Genomic DNA, 19655 nt, shown 5'->3' on the forward strand with positions numbered 1-19655 from the left:
GTTTCCAGCCATATTGGGACATCTGCGCAATCTTTGCATTCAGCATATCCAAGGTGGGCTCCTCAATCAGTCTTTCGATATTCGCCATACGTCTATCTCCATTCCAATCACCCAAATGATGTGGAAGGAGGCAGTTCACGCAGCATGTTGCAAAGCGCCAATGACATGCGCATTGCGGCCAAATGGGTTTCCAAGTCTGAATGTGGTTACAGTCGGGGGGGCATCACAGCCTCCGCGAGTGCTTGGTGTTTTGGCTATGCGCCGCACCCCCTGATCCCGCCGCAACCCCCTCGGTTGACGTGGCAACCATACGATACAGCAGGACTGCCGCGCATATGGCAAGCGCCCTGCGGGTCTACGTATGAATCCCTGCCAGAAACATGTGTCTAAGCGCCAAATGGCTTTGCATCTAACGGGTAAGACAAGGCAAATCTCTGTTGCCTTGTCAGGCGCAGTTGAAAGGGATCAGGCGTCAGCAGGTGCCAGGATCGTCATACCAGCGCTGGTTGCGACAGCCATGATCGCCGGTATGTCAGGGGGCGCGTCCATAACCGGAATCTCGGTTGTTCCGTCGGGCATGGCTTCGCCAGCCTGGGTAAAAAACGTGTCATGCATGGCGCCCGGAGAATTGACGCAAAGCAGCCGACCGGGTTGGGCGCTAGTACAAGTAAATGCGTGAACCGTGCCATCTGGCACTTTTACAAAATCACCGCCTGAGACCTTGATGGTCTCACCGTCCACAAGAAACTCAAACTCCCCGTCCAGTACGAAGAAACTTTCGTCTTCACCCGCATGATGATTAGGCGGCGCGCCAGCACCCGGCGCGGTCTTGATCTCGACAATCGTATAGCGATCCCCGGTCTCTGCCGGAAAGGCGTGAAAGGTCAAAAGATTACCAAGCAGGTGATAAATGCGTGGACGAGATTCAGTCATCGGGCGACTCCCTTTACTTCAATCTTCATGTCATTATGATACACATATCTACTTATGAGACAAGTGTATCATAAAAGGACCTGAACTTGGCAACACGGACAAATCAGAAAAACCGAACGCGCGAGGCACTTTTGTCGGCGGCGCGTGCGCTCATGTCCGAGGGCACCGAAGTAACCCTGGCGAAAGTGGCCGAACACGCGCAGATCAGCCGCGCCACGGTTTACAGGTATTTCTCCGATCCCGGGGTGCTGGCTCTGGATGCCACATTGGACATGGAGGTCAGGCCGACTTCAGACTTGCTTGAGGGGATATCGGACGTTCGGCGGCGTGTTCATGCGGTGGCGCGGTATTACCTTGAATTCTCGCGCACGCATGAGGCGTATTTTCGCCAATTTTTGTCAGAATCCTTCAAAGCATCGCTTCAGGACGGAACCGTAAAGATGCGGGGGGCCAGACGCGTTGCCGCCTTTGCTGAGGCTCTTACCCCTGTTCGGTCTGCTCTGGGCCCTTCAAAGTTCGAAGATCTTGCAAACCGGCTTTCCATGACAACCGGAATGGAACAATTCATCATTCTCGAAGACATTTTGCGCGTGGACCAGCCGACCGGTGACCGGCTTCAAAAGGGGTTGGTCGATGCCCTGCTGGACAGATATCTTCCGACCTAGCAGTGCATCAAATACTTATTTCGCCATCACAGGCTGGTGTTAGTCCCAGCGCGTTTTCGGCGAAATTTTCAGAGTTTCCGAAAATGTGGCATAACTCACCAAAGCACGTGTCTCAGTAAACTATTGTTTCCGAAGGACGAGAGCGACGGATGGGTACGAAACGGCCACCCCAAACGACCAAATGTCCGAATTGCGGTCAGCTTACGGATATAGCGTCCGGAACCTGTTCGTCTTGCGGTGCTCCGCTCAGTGCGAATTGGTCGGGGTTTCAGGGGCGCACGCTGTGGGATGTCCTGAACCTTTTGATCGTGCCTTTTGTTCTGGCGGTGGGTGGGTTCTGGCTGAACGATATTTCGGTCAAACGTCAGAACGAAATTCAGCAGCAAGAAACACTTCGGCAACGCGAAAGGGATGAAAGCCGATTGCAGACCAACGCGCTGCAGGCGTATTTCGATGCGATCGGCGAACTTCAGTTGGAACAGTCCTTGGGAAAAGTCTGGGTCCGACCGGCAGTATTGGCGATCGCAAGAACCAAGACGCAGACCATCATGCGGGAAATCAACCGCGAACGGCAGGGTCTGGTTGTTCAGTTTCTGAAAGATGCCAACCTCATTGTTCACAGGCAGCCGGCAACAGTCGTCCCGTTCTATCAAAACAATGACTGTACGCCGCAATCGACGACGAAAGTTGATAATCGCGCGTTTCTTTCCTTGGAGGATACCAAGCTGATCGGGGTGTCCCTAGCCAACGCGGATCTGCAAGCCGTCGAACTGACCGAAGTGGACATGCGCGAAGCCGATCTTCGCAATGCCAACCTGTCCTCGGCCATTTTGGTCAATTCGGATCTACGGGGGGCCAACCTTAGTTCCGCGAACCTGATCGGCGCAGAAATGACAGGCGCCTATCTGGTGAATACCCAATTGCGTGGTGCAGGGCTGACCGGCGCAATCCTGAGGTGTTCCTTTCTGAGAGGGGCCAATCTGGAGGCCGCAGACTTGCGCCGCGCGAATTTCAGGGGTTCGTCCATGGAAGGCGCTAATTTCTGGGCCGCCGATATCCGAAACGCAGACTTGTCAGAAACATTTTTGCGCAAAGCAGACTTCAAGGCGGCATTTCTGGATGGCGCCGATTTCAACTGGGCTGATCTGCAAGGGGCGCTGCTGGATGACTCTTACCTGATCGGGACTTCGTTTCTGGGCACCGATCTCAGTGGCGCGGATCTGACCAATGCCAGCTTTATCGAGGAAGTCCACGACCCCGAGCACGCTCAGAAAGAGGAAACCCTGAAAAAGAACTTTGAAGTCGCCCAGAAAGCGCTGCAAAACGCGATCCTGTGCGACACGATCATGCCTGACGGTTCACTTGAAAGCCGCGACTGCAATCCAGACTTAGGCTTGGAGACGGCTGCCCCGATGACAATGCAACCCATCGAAGACGTTGAGCGGATCGTCGGCACGTATTTTGTGGAGGGGTATTTCGACGGTTATTTCGATAACGCGACAAACACCTATGTTGAAGAACAGTGCTGCTACAACGGAATCCTCTCGATTCAGGCCGAGGAAGACCTAAAGAACTATGCACGCCTGCACTGGACGATTATTTCCGACGACCAAAACCAACAACGGGCTGAAGGTGTCGGCCAAGTTACTGACACCGGAGAGTTATACTTCATCTTTTCCTTGGGCGCCTTCAAGGGCGACGGCCTGACATCTGCGGTCGAGGCCGACATGCTGTCAGCCAGATTCCGCTTTTTGTTCAATGGCGGCTTTGGAGGCGAAACCTGGGGTCTGTTAGAAGCCCGGGAGTAAGATGCTGATTACTTAACCCTGCCCGGCGCTTCTGTAGCGCAAGCCGCCCGATTGTTAGTGAGGGTTTCAGCCTGCGTAAGCGAGGCCATTTGCCGCCGGTGGCGTCAGTTCAATCGCTTGGACGCAGCCAGCGCACCCGCCAGGGCATTCTCGATCTCACCGGGAAATTCGCAGCCTTTTTCATGCAAACCTGCAGCGACCCAGCCAACCGTATGACCTCTGGCACCGATGTCGTTCGCCCGGCCCAATGTCAAAGAGGTGCGTTCCGTGCGAACAAGCGCCATCGATTCCTCGATTTCGCTTTCCGTCAGGACCATGCTGACGGCGCTGTAGATATCCATAGATACCTGCAACGTCTGATGGTCCAACCGATGCACTGACTCTGAAAGCATGCGCGTGCAAAAGGCTGAAAGAAAATACCAACGGAAAATGGAGAACACGCGTTTTTGAAACTCACCTGTCAAACCCGCACCGAAAGAGGCAGCGCGTGCAATCTGTTCAAACGCTGCTTCTGCCGCCGAGGATGCCTGACAGATCTGATGTTCGCGCATTTTTGTAGGAACACCGCACGATGCTGAACTCACTGCGGCGTCTTGTGTTTCAAAATTCATTTTAGCCCTCCGGTAAAAACCCTTGATGAGGACATGGGAAACTCAAAGTTCATTCTAATGTTTTTTTCTGCCTTATTTCGCTGTAATCCCTCGATTTCTGGCAATTACAAAAATGACACAAATGGACGTTTAACGCAAACATATCCGCTCTGAGTTTGTTTTCGCCGTGACGCGGCCCGCCCCAAGCACCGGCTGAACCGTGCAACAAAATCAGGCGTTCCCGCGCAAAATGCCCTCAAAACGGACATGATCTGGTACCAGTTATGCCTATTTCACCGCCTATACCAGTTCAATCCCGCGGATTTGTTTACCAGTAAGACTTTAACGAGGGGGTACGAGCGGGACTAAGGGGGGTGAGCGCCTGCCCAGCCCGACTCGCCCAAGGGCAGAGCAGCTCCCCCATCATAGCGACTTAATCGATCTTGCTTTTTTGCGCATGCGGGGTGACGCCGAAACTCGACCGATACACCCTTGAGAAATGGCCCGGGCTTTCGAACCCGCAAGCCATCGCCACCTCGGTGACCGACGCTTCGGTTTGCAACAGCAATTTCTGCGCCCGCTCCAGACGTAACTCCATAAAATATTTCTTGGGGGACGTATTCAGGTATTTTCCAAACAGTCGCTCAAGTTGCCGGGTCGAAATGCCAAGGTCTTCGGCAATCTGAGACGGAGACATGGGGGCCTCTATGCAGTCTCGCATGATGTGGATGGCTTTCGCCAAATGCGCATTACGCATCCCGTTTCTGGATTGCAACGAAACGCGTTGTTTTGCGGTGGCATTGCGCACGGCGTTGTAAACCATCTGGTCAGCCACCGCGATGGCCAGTTCCTCGCCGTGGTCGCGCTCAATCAGGTGCAACATCAGGTCGGCTGTGGCCGTACCGCCGGACGCGGTAATGTGCTTTTCATCTGCCACAAAAACGCTACGGACAAGGTTTACTTCGGGAAAGGCCTCCATAAAGGCGTCGTGGTATTCCCAATGAATTGCCGCCTGCATTCCATCCAGAAAACCGGCCTCGGCCAGCAGCCATGCGCCCGAACATAAGGCACCGATCGCCGTTCCCCGCGCCCGTTCGCGGCGTAGGGTCGCCAGCAAAGGGCGTGTGACGTGGTTGCGCATATGGATGCCGGACAACACAAAAAGCTGGTCGGTCTTCGGCAGATCGTCCAGCCCGCCATGCACTAATGTCACCAGTTCATTGGAACAGACCGCGCGTTCACCATCCTCTGAAACCAGCGTCCAGTCATAAAGCTGTTCCTCGCTGACGAGATTTGCGATCCGCAACGGTTCGACCGCGCATGAAAAGGCAAGGTGCGAAAACTCTTCGATCAGGATGAAAGTGATGTGCCGGGTTTGGCGCATGGGGTGATCCGTCTAGTTGGGCGTGTTTCATGCTGCACGATTCTTTTCTGTATACAATTTGTATTTTTTTCGAATACAGAAGGGAAGACCCAACACGAATCGTGTTTGACTGGGGAAACCGGATGAAAGACGACGCCAAATCCCGCAAAGCGGAACTGACCGAACATCTGAGGGTCGGCATCCTGACCCTGCGCCTGCAACCCGGCACCGATCTGGACGAGGCGCATCTTTCGGATGCGTTCGGCCTGTCCCGCACGCCTCTGCGCGAGGTGTTCCGGCAACTTGCAGGTGAGGGATATCTGGATCTGCGCACAAACCGATCTGCGCGGGTGTCCGAGATGTCATATACCACCCTGCGCGACTTCTTTCTGGCCGCGCCGATGGTTTACGGGGCCATTCTGCGACTAGCGGCGCAGAACGCGACAAGGGCACAGATCGACGCGCTGAAAGATGCGCAGCAGGCGTTCAAGGCGGCCTTGCGCGCTGGGTCCGCCGAAGACCGCGCCCTGGCCAATAACCGTTTCCACGACGTGACCGGAGAGATGTCGGGCAATGTCTATCTGTTGCCCTCGTTCAACCGCCTGCTGATAGATCACGCCCGGATCGGGATGACGTTCTATCGCCCTCAAACCACCAAGATGACCGAAAACCTGTCTGAAGCCAGTCGCCAGCACGACGCCATCATCGCCGCCATCGAGGCGGGCGACGAGGCGGCGGCTGCACAGTTGGCCGAGGACCACTGGAACCTGTCACGCGATCAGATCGAACTGTTCGTGATGCCCGACGCGTTGGATGTGCCCATGGGCGCGCCCCTGTCGAAACCTGCATGAGGATGCAATGAACCCGATTTTCAAGTTTGAGGGGATCTATACCCCGGTGATCACGCCCTATCACGCCGATGGGTCCGTGAATTGGGCCGCTCTGGCGCAGGTGATCGAGTTTTTGATCGACCACGGTGTGCATGCGTTGATCTCGGGCGGGTCGACGGGTGAGAACTATGCCCAGACGGTCGAAGAACGGCTGGAGGTGGCGCGGTTCACGCATCAGCAGTTGAAGGGCCGTCTTCCCCTGGTGATCGGCACAGGCGCGATGCTGACGGCGGATTCGATCGCTCTGGCCTCGGGCGCGCGCGAGATCGGCGCGGATGCAATCCTGCTGGCCAGCCCGCCCTACGCGGTGCCCACCGACCGCGAGAACGCATTGAACGCGCTGGCCATCGACAAGGCCGCTGACCTGCCCGTGATGCTGTATAACTATCCGCACCGCACCGGCACGATGATGGGAGAAGAGTTCCTTGACCGGGTTGGTCGCAGCCGAAACTTCTGCGGCATCAAGGAAAGCTCGGGCGATATCAACCGGGTGCATCTGCTGGCGCGGGATTACCCGCATATCCAACTGGGCTGTGGCATGGACGATCAGGCGTTGGAGTTCTTTGCCTGGGGCGCTCCGTTCTGGGTTTGCGGTGGATCAAACTTTCTACCTGCCGAGCATGTGGCGCTGTATCAGGCTTGCGTGACCGAGGGGGATTTTGCCAAGGGCCGCCGGATCATGTCGGCGATGATGCCCCTGATGCGAGTCTTGGAGCAGGGCGGCAAATTCATCCAGACGATCAAGCACGGCGTAACCATGAACGGGATTAATGCGGGCGAGATGCGGCCCCCGCTGAAAGGGTTGAACAAGGATGACAAGCGCGAGCTGGAACAGGTGACGCGCGTATTGAAGAAAACAATCGCTGACATTGTGGCTGAGGGGTAAGGCAATGGAACTGCTGACACAGGACGAATACACATCCATCGCCGCAAGGCTGGACCTGCCCACCGGGGCCTTCATTGACGGCGGCTATCGCCCCGCGATCTCGGGCCAGACGTTTGAGACGGTGAACCCTGCAACCAACGCGAAACTGACCGATATCGCTTCCTGCGGCGGCGCAGACGTAGATTTTGCCGTCGAAAAAGCGCGCGAGGCGTTTGACGATGGCCGATGGTCGAGATTGCATCCTTCGGACCGTAAGGATGTGCTGATCCGCCTGTGCAAACTGATGACGCGCAACGCCCGCGAGCTGGCGGTGATGGAGAGCATCGACAGCGGCAAGACCATCTATGACTGCGAAACCGTCGACATCCCCGAGGCGATCCACTGCCTGAAATGGCACGCCGAGGCGATCGACAAGATTTATGATCAGGTCTCACCCGCCAGCGACGATCACATCGCTATGGTGGTTCGTGAACCGATTGGCGTAGTGGGTCTAGTGCTGCCGTGGAACTTCCCTCTGCTGATGCTGGCGTGGAAGATCGGGCCAGCCTTGGCGGCGGGCTGTACCGTGGTCGTGAAACCTGCGGCCGAAACCACGCTGACCGCCCTGCGTCTGGCCGAACTGGCGATGGAGGCCGGTCTGCCGCGCGGCGTGCTGAACATTGTTCCGGGTGGCGGGGCCGAGGTGGGCGAGCCCATCGGGCGACATATGGATATCGACATGGTGTCCTTCACCGGCTCAACCGTCACCGGCAAGCGGTTCCTGACCTATTCGGCGGAAAGCAACGCCAAGGAGGTAGTGCTTGAGATGGGCGGCAAGAACCCCGCCATCGTGATGGAAGATGCCGAAAATCTGGACCGCGTGGCCGCGCATATCGTCAACGGCGCGTTCTGGAATATGGGCGAGAATTGCTCGGCCTCGTCCCGGTTGATCGTGCATAAGGACGTGAAGACTGAGCTGCTGGAACGCATCGCCCATCACGCGAAACAATGGAATATCGGCGATCCTCTGAACCCGGAAACGCGTATGGGTGCGCTGGTCAGCGAGGGGCATTTCACCAAGGTCTGCGGCTATCTGGAACAGGCCGATAACGTCGTGATCGGCGGCACCGCAAAGGACGGGTTTGTCGAGGCCACGGTGGTTGAGGTGCCTGGCAATGACGCAGTTTTGGCGCGCGAGGAAATCTTCGGCCCCGTGCTGTCGGTGATCGAAGTCTCGGGCTTTGACGAGGCCATCAAGATTGCCAATGACACTGAGTATGGCCTATGTGCTTCGATCTTTACGGCCAATGTCAAACGCGCCATTCGCGGCGCTCGGGCGATCCGGGCCGGTACGGTCACGGTGAACAGCTTTGGCGAGGGCGACATCACCACGCCCTTCGGCGGCTACAAGCAATCAGGCTTTGGCGGGCGCGACAACTCGGTTCACGCCCACGATCAATACACCCAGCTGAAAACCATCTGGATTGATCTGGCCGATGACGCGGATGAGGCCGTGGATTGAGCAGGTACACCGCCCGCACCCTGCCCCTCCACCGTGGGCCTGCGGCGTGGAGCGTTCTTTTGGGGGCGCAGCCCTCGGCCCGCGAGCTGAAGGCCGAAATCAAGGCTGACTTCACGATCGTAGGCGCAGGATTTGCTGGCCTGTCCGCAGCCCGGCGTCTGACGCAACTGCAGCCCAGTGCCAAGATCGTAGTGCTGGAGGCCGGGCGCGTGGCCGAAGGCGCGGCGGGGCGGAACTCAGGCTTTATGATCGACCTGCCGCATGATCTGGCGTCCGACGATTATGCGGGCGCGGGCGATGACAGGGCCATGATCGCATTGAACCGCCGCGCTATTGCGTTCGCGCGTGAAGCCGTCGAGCAATACCGGATCGACCCGAACTATTTTGATGCGGCGGGCAAAGTGAACGGCGCCGCCAGCGCAGCCGGGCACGTGCATAACAAAAGCTACTCGCAACATCTGGCCAGTCTGGGCGAGACCAGTGAAATGCTGGATCCACAGCAAATGTATGAGTTGACCGGCTCGCGCCACTATCGCTCGGGTCTTTTCACACCGGGGACGGTGATGCTGCAACCGGCGGGCTATGTGCGCGGTTTGGCGGCTGGGCTGGTCGGGGATGGGGTCGCGGTGTTCGAGAACTCAGCCGTCACTGGGTTTCAGAAACAAGGCGGCGCGTGGCAGGTACGAACGGCGCGTGGCGCGGTCAGCACGGGCGCGGTTATCCTTACCGTAAACGGTCATCTGGAAAGCTTCGGGATCGAGACCGACCGACTGATGCAACTGTTTCTCTTTGCTGCAATGACGCCCGAGCTGGACGGGGATCAAATGGCCCTTATCGGCGGTCAGCCGCGCTGGGGTGTGACCCCGTCTGACCCGATGGGCACGACCATGCGTCGGATAGATACCGGTCAGGGCGGCAATCGTATCATTACCCGGACCTGCGCCGCGCTGCGTCCCCGAATGGTCGCCACGCCGCGCGATCTTGAACGCGCCTCGCGGGTCTTGCAGCGCAAGTTTGATCAGCGTTTTCCACAGTTGGCAGGCCTGCCAATGCAGTACCAATGGGCGGGCCATCTGTGCCTGAGCCTTAACGGGGTGTCCGTCGCGCGGCAGATCGAACCGGGTGTCTTTTCCGGCTGCGTCCAGAACGGACTGGGCACCGCACGCGGAACGCTGACAGGCATCGCAGCGGCCGAGCGCGCCTGCGGGTACAACTCGGACATCACCCGGCACTTCGAAGCAGAACACCCACCTAAACGCTTGCCCCCGCAGCCCTTTCGCGAGCTTGGTGCGAATGCAGTATTACGATGGAAGGAATGGCGGGCCCGCGACGAATGAACGGACCCACCGCTTTTCAATAGCTTTGGTTCAACTCATCCGCCGCCGGGATTTCCCGTTCCCGTCGGGCGATATAATCCAGCAGCGCTTCGTTCTTGGCCTCGTCCAGCTTTGGTTCCTGGTATTCGGCCAGCAGGGTTTTGGCCCGGGTCAGGGCGCGTTCGGTGATCTCGATGCTGCCTTCGGCCTGCCATTGCTCGATCGAGTTGTTGTCGAACATCTCAGGCATGAAAAAGGCGCTTTGGAAATTGTCCTGCGTATGCGGATGGCCCAGGTAGTGTCCGCCGGGACCGACATCGGGAACAGCGGCCAAGGCTTGATCGAAATCATCCCATTTCAGCCCTTCGGCCATGCGATAGGCCATGGCGCATTGTTCCGCATCGACGATGAACTTGGCGACGGAACAGTGCATCCCGGCCTCATTCCAGCCCGCGCTGTGCCATATATAGTTGGCACCGGCAAGGACCACCGCCTGCAACGTGGTGGCGGATTCATATCCGGCCTGCGCGTCAAAGGTCTTGGCACCGCCCAAAGTGTTCGAGGTACGCCACGGCACGCCGTAGTACCGCGCCATTTGGCCGATCATGAAGTTCATCAGGCTGATCTCAGGCGTGCCTGCCATCGGCGCACCGGACTTCATCGAGACGGTCGACAAGTAATGCCCGTAGATCGCGGGCGCACCCTTGCGGATGATCTGCGTATAGGCCAGTGCGCTTAGCGCTTCGGCGTTCAACTGCGCCACGGTGGCTGGAACGGATGCCGGTGTATTCGCCCCACCTAGTACGAAGGGCGAACACAGCACCGGTTGCTTGCGGCGGCAAAAAGCGCGCAAGGCCCCCAGCATGGTTTCGTCCCATACCAAGGGCGAGTTGCCGTTACAATTGCCGGTGGTGACCGGGTGATCCTCTAGGTAATCCTCGCCGAACAGGATGGCGCACATCTCCATCACGTCCTCGGCGTTTTTGGGGCTGGTGGTCATGCCCATGAAGGTCTTGTCGGAATGTTTCATCGACGAATAGGTGATCCGCAGATGGCGCTGGCTGATCGGGTGGTCATAGGGTTCGACGATGTGATGGGCGCTGGAATGCAGCGCGGGCAGCATGTGCGACAGCTTGTGGAACATCGCCAGATCGTCCAGCGTCGGGTTGCGGCGCACATCGTCCAGGTCGCGCAGGAAGGGCGCGCCGGTCATCGGCACAAAGATCGAATGCGGCCCGCCCAGCCGCACATTCTTTTTCGGATCGCGCGCGTGATAGGTGAAATCGTTGGGGATGGTGGCGATCAGATCGCGCACCAGGCCCCGATCCAGATAGACCATCTCATCTTCGAGCTTGGCGCCAACCCTCTTCCAATCCTCCAACGCGATGGGGTCGCGGAACTGGACACCCACATTCTCGAGAATATCCATCGAGGCGTTATCGAGGCGTTCAACCTGCGCGCCGTCCATCACCTCACACAAGGGGATGCCACGGGTCAGGCCGGGCAGCATGTCGAAATTGGGCGCGGTGCGCAGGGCGCGGCGGGCAGAACGGCCTCCTGCGCGGTTGGCGGTGCGAATGTTCATGGGGCAATCCTCCGATCTTGACCCCAGACTGGAGGATTCGCAGGCCACGTACGTCACTGATTGCGATATCTGTTTGCAAGAAGCGACATTGACAAGAAAGCGATCCGCTAAACTCTTAAATGCTGACTGGCTTTCACCCGTCGAATTGCCAATACTGAGGTGAATGAAAGTAATCCAAGTCCCGCCGATGCTTGCCACCCATCATGTCCAGACGCCACTATAACCTCCCGCCGTTGACCACCTTATCCGCGTTCGAGGCCGCAGCGCGGCACCTGAGCTTTAAGAACGCGGCCGAGGAACTTTCGGTCACTCCCGGCGCGGTCAGCCACCAGATCAAGGCGCTTGAGGGCGATCTGGGCACAGCCCTTTTCCAACGAAAACACCGGGGCGTTGATCTGACCGAAGATGGGAAAGCCTTGTACGAGGCACTGTCGTCCTCTTTCACTCGTATCTCGAAAACTCTGGGCGCAATCCGGAATCGCGCTTCGGTCGAAAAGGTCACGGTGGGATCGACCACGGCCGTTGCCGCCCTGTGGCTGTCCCCGGCTGTCATCCGGTTCTGGCGCGACATGCCCGAGGTCAACGTTGATCAATTGTCTCAAGACCGCGCCTTTCGCGACAGGCCGGATGTTGACTTCTTTATCCGCTATGGCCGTGACAGTGATCCCAGCCTTACAAATACGCCTTTGTTCCGCGATCATTTGGTGCCGGTCGCCAGCCCCGAGGTCGCCGACAGACTGATCGGCGCCAGATTGGATCAACTTGCAGCCGAGCGGTTGATTCACCTTGAGTCCGAAGACCGTAGCTGGACAACCTGGCCGGAATGGTTTCAGCAATTGGGGTATAGCGGCACAATTCCAATTGAATCCCGCGTAAACAGCTATTCGGTTGCCTTGCAGCTAGCCCGCAAGGGGGCTGGGTTGGCGCTGGGGTGGCAGCGGCTTATCCAGCCGATGCTGCAATCCGGCAAATTGGTCACCATCGGCCCGCATCAACTGACCGCGCCAAACCAGTTCTACCTTGTCGGTCGCCCCGATGAAGATCTGTCTGACAGCGCGCGCGCCCTGAAGAACTGGATCATTCAAGAGGTGCAGAACGGTTCGGTTTAGGTGAAATCACTCTTTGATGAGGTTTTCTGATGTTGTGTGGTGCCCTTCCCTTCCGCCAATACAGATAAAGCGCATCCAGCACACCTTCAGGAGAGCCCGATGAACAAGCATAGCCCGCTATCCTCCGTTCTGGCCGATGTAAATGTCGCCAACGGCCTGCCTAACGAACATTATATCGACCCGACCGTTTTCGCCGAAGAACGGAAATCGGTCTTGTACGCGAACTGGTCCGGCATCGGTTTCGGCAAGGATGTGCCCGAAGAAGGCGACGCCAAGCCGGTCGACTTTCTGGGAATGCCCCTGCTGATCGTGCGCGACCGCGACGGAGAGGTCGGCGTTTTCCAGAACACCTGCCGCCACCGTGGCATGATTCTGGTCGATACCCCCCGCAAAATCGGCGGCGCGATCCGCTGCCCCTACCATAGCTGGTGTTACAGCCTGAAAGGGGAATTGCGCGCGACCCCACATGTGGGCGGCCCCGGCCACAACACCCACGAAGATGTTGACCGCAAGAACCTGGGGCTGGTCCGCGTGCGATCTTACGTCTGGCGCGATGTGATCTTTGTGAACGTGGACGGCAATGCCCCTGCCTTCGAGGACGCCCATGCCGCTCTGCTGGAGCGTTGGAGGGAATTTGACCAGCCCGTGTATCACGGCGGCGAGACATCCTCGTTCAAGCTGGAGGTCAAGACCAACTGGAAACTGGCGGTCGAGAACTATTGCGAAAGCTATCACCTGCCGTGGGTCCACCCCGGCCTGAACAGCTATTCCCGGCTTGAGGATCACTACAATATCGAAGAACGCGGGCACTATTCCGGTCAGGGCACGCTGGTCTATCGGCAACTGACCGATCAGGACGGCGCAACCTTCGAGGACTTTGAAGGCCTCAGCGACCAATGGGATGAGGGCGCGGAGTATGTGGCGCTCTATCCGAATGTCCTGCTGGGCGTGCAGCGCGACCATGCCTTTGCAATCGTGCTGGAACCCGTCGATCAGGAAAACACGGTCGAGCATATCGAACTGTACTATGCCAAAAGCATAGAAGACACACCCCAGCATGACGGCCTGCGCGCCTCAAACGCGCAACTCTGGAAGACCGTATTCGAAGAAGACGTCTTTGTTGTCGAAGGCATGCAGAAAGGCCGCCACGGTGTTCTGTTCGACGGCGGCCGCTTCTCGCCCGCGATGGACGGGCCGACGCATAACTTCCATCACTGGGTCGCAACACAGATCGAAAACGGTCGCGCGGAGTAGAGCCACGAACCGGTTGGCCTGCGCCGACCGATCCCGACGGAGACCGAATGGACAAGACCGATCTAGACCGTCTGTTACTTGAGGCGCATCATCGCAATGATCTTGACGCCTTGATCCGCTATTACACCATGGCCGCTGACGAGTGTGAGACCGCGCAGGACATCGACGCGGCCTGTTTCTATTTGACCCACGCCTTTGTCTTTGCACTGGAATCCGGCGCAGCCGAGGCAGACGCCTTGAACGCGCGACTGGCTGCTTATGGGCGTGCGCATCGGCTGGACTTTTTGGAATAGCGTGGCGCCAAGCCTGCTCGACCCGAAATAAGAACTGCGTCCGTTGCCCTTCCTGCACCGATGGTGAAAGAAAGCACGTGGATTAGCACCTGACCCTACGGGACCCTATCCACGAGCCTTCGCAGTTTATATCCTGATCGCACCACCACGGTCGCTTTGGGAGGGGCGGACGCATGGAACATGAAACGGATATGCTGATCGTTGGCGCGGGGTTCTCGGGTCTGATCATGGCGATCGAGGCGCGAAAGCGAGGGATCACCAAAATCGCAATCCTTGAAAAGGCAGACGATATCGGCGGGACCTGGCGCGAGAACACCTATCCCGGCGTGGCCTGCGATGTGCCTTCGCACCTGTATTCCATGGCCACGCATCTGAACCCTGACTGGAGCCGCGCCTATGCGGGCGGGGCCGAGATACAGGCGTATCTACAAAAAGTCGCACAGGACGAAGGGCTGTACGACCTGTGCCATTTTCACCATCGCCTGAAGGCGGCGCGGTGGGACGGAGCGCGCTGGCAGGTCGAAACCCACGAGGGTCAGCTCTGGTCGTCCCGGTTTCTTGTTTCCGCCATAGGCGCCCTGCATATTCCCAGTATTCCAAACATTCCCGGCGCAGACAGCTTTCCCGGCCCCAGCTTTCATTCGGCCCAGTGGAACCACAATGTTTCCCTTACAGGCAAACGTATCGCGGTCGTAGGAACAGGCGCTTCGGCTGTCCAGTTCGTCCCTGAGATCGCGAAGATGGCAGCCCAAGTCACGATCTTTCAACGCACCGCGCCTTATGTACTGCCCCGCCCCGATGGACCGATCGCGCCGTGGGTGCGCCGCCTGTATCAACGCCTGCCCATACTGCCTAGGCTTCGCCGCAAACTGATCTATCTGGTTTTCGAATACCGCCACCGAGTCTTTCGCGGCGAAAAGGGGGCCGTCAACTTTGCTATGAAGATGTGGCGCAATTCGCTGGAAAAAGCGATCTCGGACCCAGCCCAGCGCGACATGCTGACGCCCGACTATCAGATCGGCTGTAAACGTATCCTCAGTTCTAACGACTGGTACTCTGTCCTTGCACGCGACAACGTAACGGTCGTACCGCAGGGCGTGGCCGCAATCGAAGGCGATCAGATCATCGCCTCTGACGGCACGCGTACCAAGGCCGATATCCTGATCTGGGGCACCGGGTTCAATGTCACGGAAACGGTCGAATTTCTGAATATCAACGGAACAAATGGCCTGAGCTTGCGGGACGCGTGGTCTGACGGGATGAAAGCCAATCTGGGCACAGCTATCGCCGGATTTCCGAATTTCTTTATCCTGCTGGGGCCCCATACCGGGCTGGGTCATAACTCGGTCGTTTTGATGATCGAGGCGCAAGTGCGCCATATCGGGCGTGTCTTGGACAAAATGAATAGCAATGGCACCCAGACCATCACGCCGGATGCTGAAAAGCAGGCTTCTTTCCTGCAGGAAATGCAGGACCGGCACGTAGACAGTGTCTGGCAAGCCGGAGGGTGCACATCCTGGTATCAGGATGCCAAGGGCCGCAACACAACCCTCTGGCCCGGCACCGTATCAGAATATGAAAAGCGCATGGCGCGGTCCGGGATCGAGCAATACTCGGTCGTCCCGACCCAAAGTGGAGAGCATTGAGATGACCACCCTATTCATTATCGTTCTTTTGATCGCGGCATTTTTCGGAGCCATGAATCTCTGGACCCGAAAGCTGACACAGGATGGCTTGAAGCGAGTTCCGCAACTGGGTCAGATCGCACCGGTGCAAGGCGGCAGTATTCACTATGTCGAGGCGGGCGATCCTACAAAACAGACCATCGTGATGATCCATGGCCTTGCAGGGCAGTTGCAGCATTTCATCTATGCGATGGTCGACATGATGGCCGATGACTACCACGTCATTGCGGTCGACCGCCCCGGCTGCGGATATTCGACACGCGACACGGGCGATCTGGGCCAACTGCACCAACAGGGCCGGATGATACAAGAGCTGCTGGATGCCAAGGGCGTGGAAAATGCCGTCTTGGTCGGACATTCACTGGGCGGAGCGGTCTCACTGGCCATGGCACTAGACAATCCTGGCAAGATAAAGGCGCTGGCGCTGCTGGCCCCGTTGACGCAAGTCATGCCGGGGCCGCCTGACGTCTTCAAACCGTTGGCGATCCGAACGGATTGGCTGCGCAGCTTCATCGGAAACACGATCGCGGTGCCGATGGCCGCAAAAACCGCCCCTCATACTCTGGGCATCGTGTTCGGCCCGGAGCCCGCGCCCGAAGATTTTCTGGATCGCGCGGGTGGTGCCTTAGGTCTGCGCCCGACGGCATTCATCACCGCGTCACAGGATGTTGCGGGCATTGACGACAGCATGGACGCGCAGGTCGCGCGCTACCCGGATCTGAAAGTCCCCGGCGGCATCCTGTACGGCCAAGAAGACGCCATCCTGTCGCCCGCAGCGCATGCCGCCCCCATGACGCAGTTCGGCCTGACAGACGAACGGCTTGAGGGGCTGGGTCACATGATACCAATTACGGCCCCAGAAACCTGCGTTGCTTTTATCCGCCGCATTGCGATGGCCGCAAACGCCGAAGGCGAGGCCGCCGACAAGACAGGTTGAAGCACCGTCAAAAAGAATCCCGGTTTGGTGGTCATTTCCCTCTTGACCCCCTCGGGCCCCTCCCTTAAATCGCCTTTCACTCGTGGCGGAGTAGCTCAGTTGGTTAGAGCAGCGGAATCATAATCCGCGTGTCGGGGGTTCAAGTCCCTCCTCCGCTACCAAAACCTCCCTGATAAATCAGATGGATACGCGCATCCTACGCCTCTCGTACGTGCTCCAAATGGGGCCGGGATTCGTCACGAGGGGCGGAAAAGGGTCCTTCGCTGAAACGTAGTGCTCCTTAGCATCAATTAAGAGAGCAGACATTCCAGCAATTCTTCTTTGACTAGTGGGTCGAGAGTTTAGCTCCTGCTTGGCTCACCATTGGCCTCAATGCCCCAGTCGTTGCCGCGACTTGAAGCAATTTGTTTAGTTGGTAAATGGGTGGCAATCGCATGACTTCTGCCTGCTTTGGCCATCTCATTCTTAGTTTGTTTCTCCCACAACGCTAGGCTATCCCAGCCGTGCTCGCTAGGGATTAAGCTATTGAGGGTCCGGACGAAACAGTAGTCCAAACTTACAAAACTCATTCGGTTAGGAAATATATATGGCTAAAGAACTCGACTCTGACCGCGCTGTAGAAGCCAACGACGATGATGAGTTTGGTTTCGTGGGTATCGCTGAGAAACTCGCGCCGCGCATTGCAGAGGCTTCCAAGAGCGATGGGATGGTCATCGGTTTAGAGGGGCGTTGGGGGTCCGGCAAAACCTCCTTGGTGAACGATGAACAATCCCCTCTCCATCGCCGTCCGGCACGGCTGCAAAGGCGAATACCTGGGCTTCCTTGGGGTCGACTTCCAGATCAATCGATAGGCAGCGCGACAAGATTTTGGATTGCTCCCGCGGTGTTTGAGTACTCTGAATTTCTGGCGGAATAGTCCCTGGCTTTTCAAGCGGCTTTGGTCCGCCACGGCCAAGGGCCTTTGATATGCCACGGGAAATTAAGTTTTTCATATTGGCAGGTTAATAATTATTCCCAAGGAGCGGAACCTTCGGCGACCATTTGACAAAATATGTTGTCCCGGTGCCATGCCAAGTTTGCGAGGTGCGGCCAATTGTTTTTCTTCGGCTTCACAGATCTTCCTATCCGGAACCAACTGCCGGTCGAGAACATCACTCGGGAACTTTTTGCGAGACCGGAGCTGGCAGGTTCCAGACAGGCTTGTTGGTCAAAGTTCCCACCCAAACGACTAATGCTGCGCTCATCACATAAGTCGCCTTTGGGCTCAATGCTGTCATTCGCTGCAACTTGCTTGAACGTCTACTTTGCGGACAAAGCTGCCATTCAGTCGAACTACACTAGGTGATGCAAACTGCCCACAAGCGGCCAATTGCCAACCCTTCCGATGCCGCAGTGCGTGAACTTAGACGGGAGAGCATTAATCCATCAGGTGGGCAGGTTAAGCAGCCGTTCATTTCAGGCGATGCAACTGTGCCCAGCTATCTTGGCGGTTTCCTTCAGATAAGTTCTGTGGTGCAGTCTGCTTTTGTCTTGGGATTCGATCACCAAACGCTTTCAAGATCGAAGTTTCCGATGATCAAGATTTGATTTTGCGCTTTCGCCGGACATAAACTGGTTTGGATATTTTGAGGAAGAATCGTCAAAAATGACTATGCGGTTAGATTTTTTGGCTGGTCTTTGTGGTGTTCTTTGTACCCTTTCGACTACATCTATTGCGGACACAATCATGCACTTGGGTCGAGAATGGCCGGCGCCAAAAGGGTTTGAAAGTGTTTGCTCGAGCTATCCGCCAATTTGTCAAAAATCACCGAACCCTCATCAGATTACCGATGCTGAATGGAAGAAGATAAAAAAAGTAAATCAAAGCATTAACCAAAAAACTCCAGAGGTGTCTGACAAGAGCCAGTATCACGTTCTTGAAAAGTGGGCACTGCCCTCGCACTTAGGCGGAGATTGCGAAGACATCGCGATGCTCAAGAAGGTAGAGCTTCAGAAATTGGGCATCTCTCCGGATCACTTACTTCTCGCTACCGTGTTGGATCTTCACCGCGAAGGGCATGCGGTACTAGTCGTTAGGACATCCAAAGGAGATTATGTGTTGGACAACCTGACCAACCGGGTGCTTCCTTGGAACAAAACCCACTACGCATTTATCGAGGCACAAGACCCCAACGAACCAGCGCGATGGGATATTGTCCTGCAGGATCGATGACCCTTAGTCTGGGTAACCGCAATGTTATCGGCTCAAAGCACTCGTATTGAATATCAGACTTCAGTGAGAAAACTGAAAAGAAAGACATGATCCGCGTTATTGCAGCCAGCACCATATTCGTTGGCCCTTTACGTCAATTTTTGCAATTGCTTTGATCTGATCCGAGTGGGTCAAGAAGGGGCCGGAAACTTCCACATAGAGTTAGTTTCGAGGCGCAAACATCCGATTTTCGGCACCATCTCTGTGGGAGAAGAGTTTAACTTGAGAACTGGCCGCATGTGGGGGTTTTAGCCGAAATCTGGCATGGGTGCTGAGGGACTTGGGAGCCGGTATAAGCAATGAAGGGAAGGCCCCAGTACCTTCTCCTGTTCAAAATAATCAAATAGAGAAAGAGGCTTCGGAATACATAGAGAACGTATGGCTCTCGAGGCCGATCGGACGTTCCAACAATAGTCTGACTTTCGGTTCGCATTGGGGTCGATCAAGTTGTTATCTACACTTGGTATCAGCACTATTCGACACGCAAAATGACCCAATGCAGTAGTTAGAACCTGACTTTAAGAACCAGCCGAACTAATAGCGCAGTTTCAAAATTCTGCAGATTGATTTCTGTTTTGTTCGCATCGAC

General features: G+C 56.8%; 17 protein-coding genes and 1 tRNA gene. 14 read left to right on the plus strand and 4 right to left on the minus strand.

All coding sequences use genetic code 11. The features are described from left to right. Positions 1 to 465: 465 nt before the first annotated feature. Complete coding sequence (locus GOV87_RS12515; protein ID WP_171212001.1) at positions 466 to 933, minus strand: cupin domain-containing protein; 468 nt, start codon at positions 931 to 933, stop codon at positions 466 to 468. Between the two features lie 86 nt (positions 934 to 1019). Between GOV87_RS12515 and GOV87_RS12520 the strand changes: the two genes are divergently transcribed. Both GOV87_RS12520 and GOV87_RS12525 read left to right on the plus strand, forming a co-directional pair. Beyond that, positions 1020 to 1598, plus strand: a complete 579-nt coding sequence (locus tag GOV87_RS12520) for a TetR/AcrR family transcriptional regulator (RefSeq protein WP_171212002.1) — start codon at positions 1020 to 1022, stop codon at positions 1596 to 1598. Positions 1599 to 1747: 149 nt separating this feature from the next. Then, complete coding sequence (locus GOV87_RS12525; RefSeq protein WP_171212003.1) at positions 1748 to 3406, plus strand: pentapeptide repeat-containing protein; 1659 nt, start codon at positions 1748 to 1750, stop codon at positions 3404 to 3406. 104 nt (positions 3407 to 3510) lie between these two features. On the opposite strand, the gene GOV87_RS12530 is transcribed toward GOV87_RS12525, so the two are convergent. Both GOV87_RS12530 and GOV87_RS12535 read right to left on the minus strand, forming a co-directional pair. Beyond that, positions 3511 to 4017, minus strand: coding sequence for a hypothetical protein (locus GOV87_RS12530; protein WP_171212004.1), 507 nt, complete (start codon positions 4015 to 4017; stop codon positions 3511 to 3513). Between the two features lie 412 nt (positions 4018 to 4429). Then, positions 4430 to 5380 carry a GlxA family transcriptional regulator gene (locus GOV87_RS12535; RefSeq protein WP_171123622.1) on the minus strand — a complete coding sequence of 317 codons (951 nt, stop codon included), beginning with the start codon at positions 5378 to 5380 and terminating at the stop codon, positions 4430 to 4432. A gap of 122 nt (positions 5381 to 5502) precedes the next feature. Here GOV87_RS12535 and GOV87_RS12540 point away from each other — a divergent pair, with 122 nt between their 5' ends. The 4 genes from GOV87_RS12540 to GOV87_RS12555 are packed head-to-tail and all read left to right on the plus strand — an operon-like array spanning position 5503 to position 9973. Next, complete coding sequence (locus tag GOV87_RS12540) at positions 5503 to 6210, plus strand: GntR family transcriptional regulator (RefSeq protein WP_171212005.1); 708 nt, start codon at positions 5503 to 5505, stop codon at positions 6208 to 6210. A gap of 7 nt (positions 6211 to 6217) precedes the next feature. Further along, positions 6218 to 7135, plus strand: a complete 918-nt coding sequence (locus GOV87_RS12545) for a dihydrodipicolinate synthase family protein (protein WP_171212006.1) — start codon at positions 6218 to 6220, stop codon at positions 7133 to 7135. 4 nt (positions 7136 to 7139) lie between these two features. Continuing rightward, complete coding sequence (locus tag GOV87_RS12550) at positions 7140 to 8636, plus strand: aldehyde dehydrogenase (RefSeq protein ID WP_171212007.1); 1497 nt, start codon at positions 7140 to 7142, stop codon at positions 8634 to 8636. Beyond that, positions 8633 to 9973 (plus strand): FAD-binding oxidoreductase, encoded by a 1341-nt coding sequence (locus GOV87_RS12555; protein WP_171212008.1) that lies wholly within the window; start codon positions 8633 to 8635, stop codon positions 9971 to 9973. Before GOV87_RS12550 ends, GOV87_RS12555 begins: the two co-directional genes overlap by 4 nt. Before the next feature lie 16 nt (positions 9974 to 9989). Here GOV87_RS12555 and GOV87_RS12560 read toward each other — a convergent pair whose 3' ends face one another. Beyond that, complete coding sequence (locus GOV87_RS12560; RefSeq protein WP_171212009.1) at positions 9990 to 11537, minus strand: trimethylamine methyltransferase family protein; 1548 nt, start codon at positions 11535 to 11537, stop codon at positions 9990 to 9992. 203 nt (positions 11538 to 11740) lie between these two features. Between GOV87_RS12560 and GOV87_RS12565 the strand changes: the two genes are divergently transcribed. The 8 genes from GOV87_RS12565 (at position 11741) to GOV87_RS12600 (ending at position 19027) form a co-directional block, all read left to right on the plus strand. After that, a complete protein-coding gene (locus tag GOV87_RS12565; RefSeq protein ID WP_171212010.1) occupies positions 11741 to 12646 on the plus strand; it encodes a LysR substrate-binding domain-containing protein in 906 nt (301 codons plus the stop codon). A 99-nt stretch (positions 12647 to 12745) separates the two neighbouring features. After that, positions 12746 to 13900 (plus strand): aromatic ring-hydroxylating dioxygenase subunit alpha, encoded by a 1155-nt coding sequence (locus GOV87_RS12570; RefSeq protein WP_171212011.1) that lies wholly within the window; start codon positions 12746 to 12748, stop codon positions 13898 to 13900. 47 nt (positions 13901 to 13947) lie between these two features. Further along, the gene (locus GOV87_RS12575) at positions 13948 to 14193 is read left to right on the plus strand and encodes a hypothetical protein (RefSeq protein WP_171212012.1); all 246 of its coding nucleotides are present in this window, start codon (positions 13948 to 13950) and stop codon (positions 14191 to 14193) included. A gap of 173 nt (positions 14194 to 14366) precedes the next feature. Next, positions 14367 to 15839, plus strand: coding sequence for an NAD(P)/FAD-dependent oxidoreductase (locus tag GOV87_RS12580; RefSeq protein WP_171212013.1), 1473 nt, complete (start codon positions 14367 to 14369; stop codon positions 15837 to 15839). Between the two features lies 1 nt (position 15840). Further along, positions 15841 to 16815: an alpha/beta fold hydrolase gene (locus GOV87_RS12585; protein WP_171212014.1), complete on the plus strand. Its 975-nt coding sequence runs from the start codon at positions 15841 to 15843 to the stop codon at positions 16813 to 16815. An 84-nt stretch (positions 16816 to 16899) separates the two neighbouring features. Next, a tRNA-Met gene (locus GOV87_RS12590) sits at positions 16900 to 16976 on the plus strand. A gap of 425 nt (positions 16977 to 17401) precedes the next feature. Further along, on the plus strand, positions 17402 to 17731 hold the full coding sequence (locus tag GOV87_RS12595) for a P-loop NTPase fold protein (protein ID WP_171212015.1): 330 nt from the start codon (positions 17402 to 17404) through the stop codon (positions 17729 to 17731). A gap of 729 nt (positions 17732 to 18460) precedes the next feature. Continuing rightward, positions 18461 to 19027, plus strand: a complete 567-nt coding sequence (locus tag GOV87_RS12600) for a transglutaminase-like cysteine peptidase (protein WP_170624710.1) — start codon at positions 18461 to 18463, stop codon at positions 19025 to 19027. Positions 19028 to 19655 lie beyond the last annotated feature (628 nt).

This window comes from Ruegeria sp. HKCCA5426, assembly GCF_013034585.1.
Lineage (GTDB): Bacteria > Pseudomonadota > Alphaproteobacteria > Rhodobacterales > Rhodobacteraceae > Ruegeria.